Origin of the sequence: Roseateles asaccharophilus, from assembly GCF_004362405.1 — a bacterium.
Lineage (GTDB): Bacteria > Pseudomonadota > Gammaproteobacteria > Burkholderiales > Burkholderiaceae_C > Kinneretia > Kinneretia asaccharophila.
Map to the genome: position 1 here is coordinate 16,459 of NZ_SNXE01000014.1, position 13,269 is coordinate 29,727.

Sequence of the window (13,269 nt, forward strand, 5' to 3'; positions counted from 1 at the left end):
TCACGCCATGTCATCCCCTACCGCTGCCTCACCCCTCCCCGCTCGGCGAGCCGCCAGCCTGCTGAGCCACCTGCTGCTGGCCCTGCTGCTCTGTCTGTGTGCCGGGCTGGCCCTGGCCCTGGAGGCAGGCGCTCAGCGCGTGGAAGGCGCCGCCGGCGACAAGGACGCGCCGCAGCCGGCCACGCTGCGACTGCTCAACCGCGACATCGTCACCCTGCGCGCCGTGATCGCGGGCGCCACGCCGCAGCGCCGGGTGGACATCGCGCTGGAACGCATCAAGGCCCTGCCCGAGTCCTCCATGGACCTGCCCCTGCAGGCCCTGCCCTTTGAGTTCCAGAAGACGCCCGGCACCCAGTTCATGCTGGGCGATACCAATCTGTTCTCGGTGGTGGAGGGGGACGCCGACAGCGCGCGCGGCGAGAGCCTGGAAAGCCTGAGCCGCCAGACGCTGGCGCGGCTGGAGCAGGCGCGCAAGGCCTGGCACGCGGCCAATGACCGCCCCCTGCTGCTGATGGGCCTGCTCAAGGCCGTGGCCGTCACGGCCGGCTTTGCCGCCCTGGTGGCCCTGGCCCTGGCCTTCTACCGCCGCAGCCTGCAGCGCCTGGAGGCCCTGCGTGATCGCATGGCGGCCCGCCAGGTGGGCGTGGACTGGCGTGAGCTGCTGGCCCGCCTGGCCATTGGCACCACCCAGATCATTCTGTGGCTGGTGCTGCTGCTCTTTGCCTATGTCTGGACCCGTCTGGCCCTGGCCAGCTTTGTGGCCACCCAGCCGCTGGCGCATGAGCTGGATGGCTGGCTGCTGGACAAGCTGGCCTGGGTGGCCGAGGGCGCGCTGGAGGGCATTCCCGGCCTGGCCACGGTGCTGATCGTGCTGCTGCTCACGCGCGCGGTGGCCGATGTGCTGGGCTACTTCTTCAACGCCGTGCAGCAGGGCCGGCTGCAGCTGCCCTTTCTGCACCAGGAGACGACCACCGCCACGCGGCGCATCGTCACCCTCATGGTCTGGGGCCTGGGCATCGCCATTGCCTACCCCTATCTGCCCGGCTCCAGCAGCGAGGCCTTCAAGGGCCTGTCGGTGCTCTTCGGCCTCATGCTGACCCTGGGCTCCTCGGGCGTGGTCAACCAGGCCATGAGCGGCCTGGTGCTGGTGTACTCGCGGGCCCTGCGCAAGGGCGACTTCATCGTCGTCAACGGCATCGAGGGCGTGGTCACCGAGGTGTCGTCCCTGGCCATCAAGATGATCAGCATACGCAACGAGGAGATCACCATCCCGAATGCGGTGCTGGTGGCCAGCCCCATCCACAACTACTCCAAGCTCTCGCACACCCACGGCACCCTGCTCACGGCCAAGGTCACCATCGGCTATGACGTGCCCTGGCGCCAGGTACACGCCATGCTGGAAGAGGCCGCGCAGCGCACACCGCGCGTGCTCAAGAGTCCGGCACCCTATGTCTACCAGCGCGCACTCTCCGACTTCTATGTGGAGTACGAGCTCTTTGTGGGCATTGATGGCGCCATGCAGCGGGTGCCCATACAGTCGGCCCTGCATGCCACCATCCAGGACGTGTTCAACGAGCACGGAGTTCAGATCATGTCGCCGCACTTCCTGGGCCAGCCCAGCCAGGCGGTCGTGGTGCCCAAGAGCGACTGGTACAAGGCGCCCGCGCGCCCGCCCGAGTCCTCCTGAGAAACGGTACAAGCAGCACAACGCCGGGCGTGGCGATACAGGGCGGCACCCGCGCCAGGGAACTGGGGCCGCCGGACAAACATAGACAGCGGAGAAACCATGGACATGCTTCTGATCCTGATACAGGGCCTGATGGTGATAGGTCTGATCGCGGTGGGGGTGCACTACAAAGGCATGGCCATCGGCCTGTTCGGCGCCGTGGGCGTGCTGGCCTTTGTGCTGCTGTTCAAGATCGCCCCGGGCAGCGTGCCGGTGAGCGCCATGCTCATCATCATGAGCGTGGTGACCGCGGCCGGCGCCATGCAGTTGGCCGGCGGCATCGACTACCTGGTCAGCCTGGCGCAAAAGCTGATCCGGCGCTTCCCGCGCCAGATCACCTTCGTCGCGCCGCTCACCACCTATGGCTTCTGCATGGGCGCGGGCACGGGCAATATCTACTACTCCCTGATGCCCGTGATCTACGAGGTGTCCTACGCAAACAAGGTGCGGCCCGAGCGGCCCCTGGCCCTGGCGGCCACGGCGGGCCAGCTGGCCATCACCTCCAGCCCGGTGTCGGCGGCCACGGCCGCCATGGTGGGCCTGCTGGCGCCGCTGGGCTTCAAGATCACCGACATCCTGTCCATCACCGTGCCGGCCTCCATCCTGGCCATCATCGTGGGCGCCTTCGTAATGAACCGCCGCGGCAAGGAGCTGGAAGACGACCCCGAGTACCAGGCCCGCCTGGCCTCGGGCGAGCTCCAGCCGCCCAGCAGCGAAGCCCAGGCCAAGCCGGTGACGGCCGAGGGCAAGCGCTCGGCCCTGATCTTCCTGGCCGGTGTGGCCTTCATCGTCTGCGCCGGCATCTTCGAGGAGCTGCGCCCCCTGGTGAACGCCAAGGGCAAGCTCATGGAGGTGGATCTCTCGCAGCTGATCCAGATCACCATGTTCACCGTGGCCGCCCTGATCACGGCCCTGTGCCGCATCAAGGCCGGCGACATCGTCAAGAGCCCGCTGTTCGACTCGGGCATGGTGGCCGTGGTGGCCCTGTTCGGCGTGGCCTGGATGGCCAATACCTTCATCGCCGCCAATGAAGCCGTGATCGTGGGCGGTCTGGGCGAGCTGGCCAAGCAGGCGCCCATCATGATTGCCGTGGCCCTGTTTGCGGTGGCGGCCATCACCACCAGCCAGTCCAGTGCCACCTTCTCCATCATCCCCATCGGCATCGCCCTGGGGCTCTCACCCGCCACCCTGGCCGCCATGTGGCCCGCCGTGGTGGGGGTCTTTCTGCTGCCCACCAATGGCTCGCAGATCGCCACGGTGGAGCTGGACCGCACCGGCAGCACCCGCATCGGCGCGGCCGTGATCAACCATTCCTTCTTGCTGCCTACGCTGATCTTTACCGCCGTGTCGGTCGGGGTCGGCCTGCTGCTGGCGTCACTGAAGTGAGGCATCGATGTCCAAGGATCTGCTGTGGATAGAAGCCGGGCGGCGCTTCCGCCCCGAAGAGCTGGTGTTCTGGCAGGCCCGCGGCCGCCAGGCCCTGAGCGAGGTGGCTGAGGGTGTGGACACCCTGGTCCTGGGCCCGCATGCCAGCGCCGCCTTCCCCGCGGAGCTGCGCCCGCACATCGCGCCGGCCCTGAGCCTGCGCAAGCAGTGCGACTACTCGGACTGCCTCACGTCCACACTGGGCCGCGCCTGGGCGGCGGCGGATGCGGGTGTGGTCTATATCGAGAACCCGGTGTCGCGCCTGGTGCAGGACGCCAACCGTGCTCCGCCGGCCGACGCCCTGGGTGGCCTGCAGGAGTTCTTCCGCCGCCTGGCCCGCCAGCGCTCTGGCGAGCCCGCGGGCTTCGGCGGGGTGGACGCGATACGGCCCATCACCTTCAGCGGTGAGGACGTGCTGCTGGAACCCACCTCGCCCGCTGAGTGGCAGGCCCTGGGCGAAGTGCTGCGGGAGGCGGCGGAGCGCACGGTGGCGGTCTACCGCGCCTGCTGCGAGCAGGTGCTGGAACTGCTGGTGGAAAAGCGCCCGCCCGGCGCCCCGCTGCGCGTGATCAGCCTGCACGACACCATGAACACCAAGATGCGCGCCGATGGCGCCATCGTGGTGGAACGCCCGGCCGAGGACCGCCTGCCGGACTGGATGAATCTGGGCAACCGCGGCGACGAGCAAGGCGACGAAGCCGGTGAGCCCCTGAGCCTGTCGGGCGCCGAGCTGCGCCGCATCGCTGCGGCCTGGGCCCAGGCCCTGGGGCTGAGCGAGGAGGAGGGCCAGCGCGCAATCCGGCTCAACAAGCCCTACAAGGGCGCGTACGAAACCCAGCATTTCGGCGCCCTGCTGCGCCCCCTGGGCCAGGCCCAGATCGGCGCGCTGCAGCTGGAGTTCCGCCGCGAGGCCCTGCTGGACCCGGCCGCCCTGGCCCGTCTGCACGGGCCGGGCCAGGACTGGCCCGAACCCGATGCCGGGCATCTGCAGGCCATCGCCGCGGCCCTGGCGCAAGCCGGCCAGGCCCTGCGCGCCAAGCCGGCCTGAGGACCGCGCCACAATGGATCTGAACCTGCAGCTGCTGGGGCTGCCCGGTCTGGGCGGCTGGATACACCGGCGCCGGCCGGAACCGGCCGCTCGGCCCTGAGCGCAGGTTTCAGAAGAAGTACTTCACGGCGGCCGAGATGGCGCCGCGATCCTTGCGGTCGCCAAAGTCGCGGCCCGCCGAGAGCGAGCCCGCCCAGTTCTGATCGAACTGCTTGTTCAGGGTGATCTCGGCACGCTGCCAATTGGCCTCGGCCCCGCGATGCTCCCAGGTCTGGCGCAACTCGCCCGTGATGGCCCAGCCCTGGGGCAGGATGAAGACGGGCACCACGCGCACATCGGTGTTGCTGAACTTGGCGCGATCGCTGTCGCCGCCCACCGAGGTGGTCTGCTTGATCACGGCGGCCGCAAGGAAGCTGGGCGAGAAGGCACGCACCGCCAGCAGGCCGGCGTTGAGCTGGTAACGGCCCGTGCCCAGGGCATCACGGCTGGCAATGGGCAGCACGGTCTCCATGGACGCGCCATAGGTCCAGGCGCCGTCCGGCACGATCCAGCGCGCGCGGGCGAAGAGATCACCGCTGCCACTGCTGCTGAAGCCGGGCTGGGAAATCCGGGTGTAGACCGGCAGCTCGAAGTTCAGGCCCCACTGCTGGTTGAGCTTGTAGTCGTACTTGAGCGTCAGGCTCTGCGATTTGCCGTCGGGCTCCAGGCCCACATGCTTGACGATGACGTCGAAGCGGCTGTCGATCTCGGCGGGATTCACACCACGGGCCTGCTGGGCCTGGGCCGGCAGGGCGGCGCACAAGGCAAGGGTCAGGGGCAGCGCGGCCATGGTTTGGAGAGTCACGGGCTTCATGAGGTTTCCTGCTGGGGGGATGGGGTGCTCGGCAGGGCATGGCTTGCCGCAGGCCGATGGGTGGCCGGCGCCGGATCTTGCGGCCGACGCTCTCGGGCGCGAGGGTATCCGCCCCAGCGCAAGCCGGTCAAGGCAAAAGCGTGGCAACGCTGCCGAGCGATGGCGCGCCCGGCGCTGGGTGCTCGGCGCGCATCGAGCTGTGGAGAGCGACTGTCCCGCCCTCAGCCGCACTGCCCCACATAGCCACAGGCGGTGCAGAAGTCGCAGCCGTCCTTGTGGATCATGGTGGTGTTGCCGCATTCCGGGCAGGGCTTGCCGGCCTGCGCCTGCACGGCCAGCCCCGGGGCGCTCTTGGGCGCCAGCGGCGACTGCAGCAGGCCCATCTCCACCAGGGGTAGGCCTTGCTCGTCCAGGATGCCCAGCATGGCATAGCGGTGGATGACGAGCCGCGCCACATAGGCCACGGTGGAGGGCCAGATCTGCTGGCGCCGCTCGCCGCAGAGATTGGGCACCGGCGCCATGAAGTGGCCCAGGGGCTCGCCCACATTCAGCAGCTTGCGCAGCTTCATGCCGATCCAGGCGGGGTCCATGACCCGCATGTCCAGCGAGAGCAGACGGGCCATGCCGTCCAGGGCCTTGGGATAGTTGCCCGAGAAGCCCATGGCGCAGGGGCGGGTCACGGTGCCGCCCTCGGGCGTGGGCAGGCTCACCTCCTTGAGCGTGAGCGTGAACAGCTCGCCCGTGGCGGGGTTGTCCACATCCACCGCCCAGGCCAGGGTGCCCATGGTGCTGGTGCGGGGCTCCTCGCGGCTGAACATGGCGTCGATCACGGGCGTGGGCCCACCCTCCTGCAAGGCGCCCAGCTGCTCGGCGCGCCAGCGGATCACCGCGGCCGTGGCGGCCACCACGCCGGGGAAGAGCCGCGACTCGCCGCTGGGCGGCATGGGCATCTCGAAGGCCCGCTCCTCGGCCACGGTGGCCAGGGCATCGAGCTTGAGGCGCAGCCAAGCCGCGTCGTTGGTCCGAAGATCCATGGACAGGGTCTTGGCCACAGCCGCCAGGCCACGGGGCTGCTCGGCCCCATTGACCCAGACCTCGAAGGGCAGGGTCTTGCCAAAGAGACCGGCATCCGGCCCCTCCGCCGGCAACTCGCCCACAAAGAGCGCGAAGTCGCCATGCGGGTGGCGGATCATATAGCTCCAGGCCGGATTGCCGCCGGGCAGATCGGGCCGGCTGGGCCAGCGCAGCGAGGCCATGACCTGCTTGGGCAGGCGCTCCACGCGCAGGCGCTGGTTGCTGCCGGCGCCCGCCTCGGCCACCGGCTTGAGCGGCTCGGGCACGGCCGCCGGCTCCACGCTGAGCACCGAGCCCAGCACGCTATTGGGCCGGTAGGTGGCCAGGCCCTTGAGCCCGCTCTTCCAGGCCTGGGTGTAGAGGTCCTGGAAGTCGGCATAGGGGTAGTCGGCCGGTACGTTGACCGTCTTGGAGATCGAGGTGTCGATATAGGGCGCCACCGCGGCCACCATGGCCGCGTGATCGGCCGCACGCAGCTCCAGCGCGGTGACAAAGGCCTCGGACAGCGGGGCCTGCTCGCCATAGAGATGGCGGAAGAGGCGCCAGGCATGGTCCTCGACCTGGTATTCCTTGAAGCCGCCGCCCTCGGCCTGGCCCAGGCGCTTCTTGCGCGTGTAGGCCCAGCTGAAGGCAGGCTCGATGCCATTGCTGGCGTTGTCGGCAAAAGCCAGGCTGATGGTGCCGGTGGGCGCGATGGAGAGCAGGTGGGAGTTGCGCAGGCCCTGGGCGCGGATCTTGTCCTTCAGGCCCTGGGGCAGGCGCGAGGCGAAGTTGCCGCCCGAGAGATAGAGATCGGCGTTGAAGAGCGGGAAGGCGCCCTTCTCCTGGGCCAGATCGGCCGAGGCGCCGTAGGCCGCATCGCGCATGAGCTCGCTGATGCGGCGCGCCTGCTCGCGCGCGGGCTCGCTGTCGTAGCGCAGGTTCAGCATGACCAGGGCATCCCCCAGGCCGGTGAAGCCCAGGCCGATGCGGCGCTTGTTGCGCGCCTCCAGGCCCTGGGCCGGCAGGGGCCAGGGCGTGGCCTCCAGCACATTGTCCAGCATGCGGGTGGCCACGGCGCAGACCTCGGCGAACTCGGCCTCGTCAAAACGGGCCTGGGGCGTGAAGGGCTCGCGCACGAAGAGCGTGAGGTTCACCGAGCCCAGACAGCAGCAGCCATAGGGCGGCAGCGGCTGCTCGGCGCAGGGGTTGGTGGCCGCGATGGTTTCGCAGTAGTAGAGGTTGTTGTCGTTGTTGATGCGGTCCAGAAAGAGCACGCCGGGCTCGGCGTGGTCATAGGTGCTGCGCATGATCTGGTCCCAGAGCTCGCGCGCCGGGGTCTTGCGATAGACCCACAGGCCATCGGCACGCTGATAGGCGCCGGCCGCCTTCTGAGCCTCGCTGGGCGTGGCCGCATGCACCAGCTCGACCGAGGCCCCTTCCAGCACCGCATGCATGAAGGCATCCGTCACGCCCACCGAGATATTGAAATTGCGCAGATCGCCCTGGTCCTTGGCGTGGATGAATTCCTCGATATCCGGGTGGTCGCAGCGCAGCACGCCCATCTGGGCGCCGCGTCGCGCCCCGGCACTCTCCACGGTCTCGCAGCTGCGGTCAAAGACCCGCATATAGCTCACCGGGCCGGAGGCATGGCTGCGGGTGGAGCCCACCCAGGCGCCCTTGGGGCGGATGCGGCTGAAGTCATAGCCCACGCCGCCGCCACGGCGCATGGTCTCGGCCGCCTCGGTCAGGGCGGTGTAGATGCCCGGAACGCCATCCTCATTCGTGGCAATCGAGTCGCCCACCGGCTGCACAAAGCAGTTGATCAGGGTGGCGGCCAGCTCGGTGCCGGCCGCCGAGAGAATGCGGCCGGCCGGGATGAAGCCGCGGCGCTGGGCGTCCAGAAAGCGCGCCGTCCAGGCCGCGCGCTGGTCCGGCGCTTCCACCTCGGCCAGGGCCCGCGCCACGCGCAGCCGGACCTCGTCCAGCGCCCGCTCCTCGCCCTTTGCGTACTTCTCCTGCAGCACCTCGGCACTGATTTCCTGGGCCGGAAGCGCCGCCGAGCTGGCCGGCGACAGGGGAGAAAGAGAGGGGTCGAGCGAGGGGGCGGACATGGGGACGGACTCCTGTGCGAAAGCCGAACCCGCCGGAACTGGCGGGTGAGGGATCTTCAGGCCATCTTAGTCAGCCGACCTTGATCCCGCTCATCGAACAAGCCCGCTTGACGGCCGTCACTGATCCGCCCCCGGACGCGGCGCGAAGGCTGCCGCTCCCCCGCCCGGCTCAGACGCGACGGCGCGCGCGCAAGCCCAGTGCGACCAGACCCAGGGCCATCAGCGCGTAGCTGCCCGGCTCGGGAACGGCCGAGACCTGCACCTCCAGCAGCGGGCGCAAGGACTGGGTGGCGAACTCGCTGCTGCGAATGTCCACACCATTGGTGCCCGAGACAAAAGGTTGCAGCAGCCAGCCGTGGTTGGCCAACTGGCCCGACTGCATCTGCTGCAGCGAGGCCGTGACATCCAGGCTGAGCCAGCCGGTCGCGACATTGCCGCTGCTGTTATTCGAGCCCACGCTGACCAGGGCGTTGGCTGCGGCCTCAACACCATTGGTCTGCACGCCATTGGCCATGCTGTTCCAGGTGACCGTGCCTTGCTGCCAGGTCTGCAGCATCTGATGCAGGCTGAAGCCGCTGCCGGTATCAAAGACGTTCAGCTTGAGCGTGGCCGAGACGATCTTGTCCGTGGACTTGATCTGCTGGGCGCCGGTGCCAAAGAGGCTGTCGAAGCGGATCAGGCCCTGGTTGGGCTTGTTGCCCGGGCTGCCGTCGTCGCCATCGACGCTCAGAAAGTCCACGCCGCCGAAATTGCGGCCGCGCGAGTCACCGCTGCTGCTCTGACCCGCGCCGGTGGCGGTCTCGTTGCTGCGGATCATGGTGTCCTGGGTGCCGGCATAGCCATTGAGGCCTTGCTGGAAGCTCAGGGTCTGCTGCGGCACATTGGCCTGGGCATACAGGGGCGCCAGCAAGGCCAGGGCGCTCAGGGCTTTGGAAGCAGAGGTGAGTTTCATGGTGATTGGCATGGAAGAGATTCAGAACGGCTTGCGGCGACGCGCCACAAAGCCCACGGCGGCCAGGCCGGCCAGCATCAGGGCATAGGTGCCGGGCTCGGGCACGGCCACGGTGATGCGGAAGGTGTCACCGACCTGCTGGCCGGACAGGTCCAGGGTCCAGTCACGGGCACCCACGCTGGCCAGAGGGTTGCCGATGTAGAACTCAGTGGTGAGTCCAGGCTCGCTGAACTTGGCCCAGAGGCGGTCGACACCATGGCCGCTTTGCGCCACGGCCTGGAAGCCGTCGGTGGCCAGGCTGCCGGCGGGCAGGGCAAAACGCGCGCCGTCCAGGCGCAGGCTCACGCCCTCGAAGCCCAGGCCGCTGAGGTTGCGCACCAGGGCGTTGAAGCTCAGGGCGCCCGGGGCCAGATCTTGCGCCTCGATGGCAAAGCTCAGGCTCACCTGGCTGCGCTGGGCAAAGTCGAGGTCAAAGCCCAGCAGGCCGGGGCTGGAGAGGTCGGCAACGGTCACGCCGGTGCCGGTGGCGCCCAGATACTGGGCGGCCTGGGCTTGGGCGCCCAGGCCCAGCAGGGCGGCGCAGATCAGGGTCTTGCTGAATTTCATGACGGGATTCCTTGCAGACTGAGGGCGATGCGACGAGGGGGCGGGGCTCAGAACGGGCCCTTGGCCCAGGGGCCGCTGATCGCGAAGGTGATGCCGGGCGTCTGGATATTGACGAAGAGGTAGCGCCCCGTGGGGTCGAAACAGGCGCCGCAGAATTCGGCGCTGCGGCGATCGCCGGCCAGGCTGCTGAGCTTGCCCGCGGCACTGAGCTGGGCAGCGCTGAGGTTGACGTTGTTCTTGGCAAAGATGAAGGTCTCGCCCTCGGCACTCAGGCCCATGAGACGGGTGCCGAAGCCATAGCCGTCGGTAGCACCGCCGCCGTCCTCGCAGATCACGATGCCGCCGCGCGGGCTGACGCAGAGGTTGTCGCCGTTGTCGCCCGAGAGCTCGGAGCCGCTGGCAAAGATGCACAGCATCTCCTGGCTGGCCAGGTCCAGCTCCCAGATGGCGCCGCGGCTGACCGGACCGCCCGCGGTGTCCATCACATAGACCTTGCCGGCGTGGTACCAGATGCCTTCGCCCCGGTTCATGCGCAGCGCGCCCTGGGCCCAGCCCTGCACAAAGGGACCGGCGCAATTGCTGATGGTCGAGCCGTTGACGGCCACGGCCGTGCCGCGGTCCTGATCGGGGTTGGCAATGTCCACCCACTCCAGCTCATAGGTCTGGTCCAGCTCGGCCGGAGCGATATTGACGTTGTTCTGTCCCTTGACCTTGGCCATCTGCAGCTTGCCGCCCTGGGCCAAGCTGCCCAGTCGACCCGGCAGCACATCGGGGATGTAGCGGTAGAAGCCCGATTTGCCGGACAGGTCTTCGGTCAGATAGGCAATGCCCGAGGCGGGGTCGATGGCCACCGCCTCATGGCCGAAGCGGCCCATGCCCACGATGGGCTGGCCGGTGGTCTGGCTGGGGTCGGCCGCGCACTCGAACACATAGCCGTGCTTCTTGCCCTGGGTGCTGACGCTGTCGGAGCTGACTTCCTCGCAGCTCAGCCAGGTGCCCCAGGGGGTGGGGCCGCCGGCGCAGTTGGTCCGGGTGCCGCCCAGATTGGCGTCGGTACGGATCCAGTTGCCGTCGCGGAAGACCAGATTGGTGGTGCCGCCGTTGAAGTAGCTGCTGCCGGACATGCCGGTGTCGTAGACGGCGGGGGCGCCGAAGTAGCTGGCGTCGGGGCCGGTCGAGACCTCGTGATTGCGGATCAGGACCAGCTCGGTGCTGCGGCCGACGCGGCGGCTCTGCACCACGGCCATGCCGTCGTGGGCGCGCGGCGTGGGCTTGCCATTGCTCATGGCGTCGCCGGACCAGCCATAGCTCTTGTAGCTGAAGCCCGCGGGCAGCTGCAGCAGCGGCAGGCCGGTGCTCAGGTCATTGACCGGGGCGATGGGGCCATAGGGGCCCAGCACCAGGGACGAGGTGCCGGCGGCATGGGCCTGCCGGGCCTGCAGGGCGCCCAAGCTGGCGACAAAGGGCAGGGCTGCCGCGGCTGAGGCGCTGCGCAGCAGGCCGCGACGCGAGGGGGAAAAGTCTTTGAGAGGGGCAAGGGGCTGGCTCATGGTCACTCCACAGATGGCGGGCCGCTGCGATTTCCGCAGCACGCCTGCATTCTCTGGAGCGCCGATGTCGGCCTCGTGGAGCCAACCCTGCCGTTTGGACTACGCGCCTGGCGGCCGCCGAGCCCGGCCCGCCCCCGACTCAGAAGGGGTTGAAGCTCTTCTCGCGCCGGTAGTGCACATAGCCCAGGCTGACGCCCGCACGCAGGCCCACGCCCAGGCGTATGGGCGCCAGGGTGATGTTGTCCAGGCGCTGGTAGTTGATGCCCGCCCCGCCGACGTAGTAGGCACTGCCATCCACGGCCGGAAAGCGCTGGTAGATGGCGGCGCTATTGGGCAGTCGGTAGACCAGGGTGAAGACCTTGGAGGCATTGGCGCCGGCATCGAAGCCTATGGACGGACCGGCCCAGAACACGCGGGCACCGCCACCGCCCTTCATCACCAGCTGGCCCTCGCCATAGCGCAGGCCTATGGTCAGGGCCGCGCTGGCCTCCTCGCCCTTGATATAGGCGTTGGGACGCCCCTGTTCCTTGAAGGCCTTCTCGATCACCTTGGCCAGACCTTCGGTGGTGTTGCCGAAGAAGTCCGTGGCAGCCTTGAGGATGGACTCTTCGTCATAGGTGTTCTTGCCGTCTTCCTTGGCCTGCAGCCCCAGCGGCGCGAGTCCCAGACCCGCGGCGCCCAGGCGCAGCAGCAGCTCGCGTCGATCGGGGTGGGCGTTCTCATTCATGACATGGCTCCTGGCGCTGCACGGTAGTTCACGGATTTTGACCGCAAGCGGCAGGCGCATGCCGCCCACCCTCGCCCCAAGGTAACAAAGAGAAAACCAGGCTCCCGCCCCACCCACCAAAGGGTGAAGCCCCTGTGGCTCGATGCCAGCTGCCCCTACACTCGGGCCAGACTCACCGGCGCAGCCCCAGGCGCGACAGCCGGATACCCCAGCCTCACATCTCGACGCCCCTCATTCACCCATGACGAACAAGAAGGACAGCGATCTGCCCCGTCTGGCCCTGGCCCTGGAATATGTGGACATGGGTGCGGCGCTGTATCTGGCGGGCGGCAGCGACCACGCAGCCCGCCTGCTGGCCGCCGCTGCGGAGCGCCTGCTGGGCGACCTCTGCCGTATGCTGGGCGAGCAGGAGCCCGGTGACGAGCTGCAGGGCCTGCTGCAGCGCTTGGCCGAACGCTACGCCGCGCCGCGCCACGAGGTCTCGGGGCATGTGCAAGCCCGTCAAGGCCATGCGGCCTTGAGCCGGGCCGGCGAACTCAGCGGCCTGGCCCACGACAAGGCACGGCAGGAAACCGAGGCCTTTCTGCGCGCCTGCTTCTATCTGCTGGAATCCATAGGCCTGGAGGGTGCCGCCCCCATGCGCCTGCGGGATGCCATCGAGCTGAGCACCATCTACGCCCACGAAGACTTCTGAGCGCGTCCCGCGCCGCGCTGCGGGGCTCCCGCGCGCCGCGGCGCGGTGCTAGCATCAGGGCGCGCCACCGGGAGATCGCCATCAGCACCGAACGCCGTCAATTCGCCCGCGTCGCCTTTGACGCCAAGGCCCATCTGACCACCACCAGCGAGCGGCTGGCCGTCAGGGTGATTGATCTTTCCCTGAAGGGCGCGCTCCTGCAGCTGCCCGAGCGCGCCTCGCTCAAACCGGGTGATCCCTGCCTGCTCTCGGTGGAACTGGCCGAGCTGGAAGCCGGCATCTCCATGGCCGGCGAGGTGGCGCATATGGAGCTGGACGGCAAGCGCGTGGGCATGCTGTGCCGCAGCATCGACATCGAGAGCATCACCCATCTGCGGCGCCTGCTGGAGATCAATCTGGGTGACGCGCATCTGCTGGAGCGGGAGCTCAAGGCCTTGATCGCTTCAAACTAGGGGCAGGTCTTGCCCCAGGTTCGACCTTAGGCCGAACGGACTACAAAAACTCCTCCCGGAACATCGAAG

Annotated in this window: 11 protein-coding genes; 5 read left to right on the plus strand and 6 right to left on the minus strand. The window is 68.5% G+C overall.

The features are described from left to right. Positions 1 to 7: 7 nt before the first annotated feature. From DFR39_RS19350 to DFR39_RS19360, 3 genes are all read left to right on the plus strand, one after another. Positions 8 to 1,687: a mechanosensitive ion channel family protein gene (locus tag DFR39_RS19350; protein WP_133605489.1), complete on the plus strand. Its 1,680-nt coding sequence runs from the start codon at positions 8 to 10 to the stop codon at positions 1,685 to 1,687. Between the two features lie 99 nt (positions 1,688 to 1,786). Further along, positions 1,787 to 3,112, plus strand: a complete 1,326-nt coding sequence (locus tag DFR39_RS19355; RefSeq protein WP_133605490.1) for an anaerobic C4-dicarboxylate transporter family protein — start codon at positions 1,787 to 1,789, stop codon at positions 3,110 to 3,112. A 7-nt stretch (positions 3,113 to 3,119) separates the two neighbouring features. Beyond that, complete coding sequence (locus tag DFR39_RS19360; RefSeq protein ID WP_133605491.1) at positions 3,120 to 4,199, plus strand: N-formylglutamate amidohydrolase; 1,080 nt, start codon at positions 3,120 to 3,122, stop codon at positions 4,197 to 4,199. Between the two features lie 109 nt (positions 4,200 to 4,308). Here DFR39_RS19360 and DFR39_RS19365 read toward each other — a convergent pair whose 3' ends face one another. The 6 genes from DFR39_RS19365 to DFR39_RS19390 form a co-directional block, all read right to left on the minus strand. After that, on the minus strand, positions 4,309 to 5,052 hold the full coding sequence (locus tag DFR39_RS19365; RefSeq protein ID WP_133605492.1) for a hypothetical protein: 744 nt from the start codon (positions 5,050 to 5,052) through the stop codon (positions 4,309 to 4,311). A 221-nt stretch (positions 5,053 to 5,273) separates the two neighbouring features. Continuing rightward, entirely contained in the window at positions 5,274 to 8,219 is a 2,946-nt protein-coding gene (locus DFR39_RS19370; RefSeq protein ID WP_133605493.1) for an adenosylcobalamin-dependent ribonucleoside-diphosphate reductase, read from the minus strand. Between the two features lie 169 nt (positions 8,220 to 8,388). Beyond that, positions 8,389 to 9,171 (minus strand): DNRLRE domain-containing protein, encoded by a 783-nt coding sequence (locus DFR39_RS20315; RefSeq protein ID WP_162849594.1) that lies wholly within the window; start codon positions 9,169 to 9,171, stop codon positions 8,389 to 8,391. Positions 9,172 to 9,192: 21 nt separating this feature from the next. Further along, on the minus strand, positions 9,193 to 9,777 hold the full coding sequence (locus DFR39_RS20320) for a PEP-CTERM sorting domain-containing protein (protein ID WP_246030907.1): 585 nt from the start codon (positions 9,775 to 9,777) through the stop codon (positions 9,193 to 9,195). A 47-nt stretch (positions 9,778 to 9,824) separates the two neighbouring features. After that, complete coding sequence (locus DFR39_RS19385) at positions 9,825 to 11,327, minus strand: PhoX family protein (RefSeq protein WP_133605495.1); 1,503 nt, start codon at positions 11,325 to 11,327, stop codon at positions 9,825 to 9,827. Positions 11,328 to 11,466: 139 nt separating this feature from the next. Then, the gene (locus tag DFR39_RS19390; protein WP_133605496.1) at positions 11,467 to 12,054 is read right to left on the minus strand and encodes a DUF1134 domain-containing protein; all 588 of its coding nucleotides are present in this window, start codon (positions 12,052 to 12,054) and stop codon (positions 11,467 to 11,469) included. A gap of 241 nt (positions 12,055 to 12,295) precedes the next feature. On the opposite strand from DFR39_RS19390, the gene DFR39_RS19395 reads away from it, so the two are divergent. Further along, the gene (locus DFR39_RS19395; RefSeq protein WP_133605497.1) at positions 12,296 to 12,748 is read left to right on the plus strand and encodes a hypothetical protein; all 453 of its coding nucleotides are present in this window, start codon (positions 12,296 to 12,298) and stop codon (positions 12,746 to 12,748) included. Between the two features lie 80 nt (positions 12,749 to 12,828). Continuing rightward, positions 12,829 to 13,200 carry a PilZ domain-containing protein gene (locus DFR39_RS19400; protein ID WP_133605498.1) on the plus strand — a complete coding sequence of 124 codons (372 nt, stop codon included), beginning with the start codon at positions 12,829 to 12,831 and terminating at the stop codon, positions 13,198 to 13,200. The last annotated feature ends 69 nt before the right edge of the window (positions 13,201 to 13,269 follow it).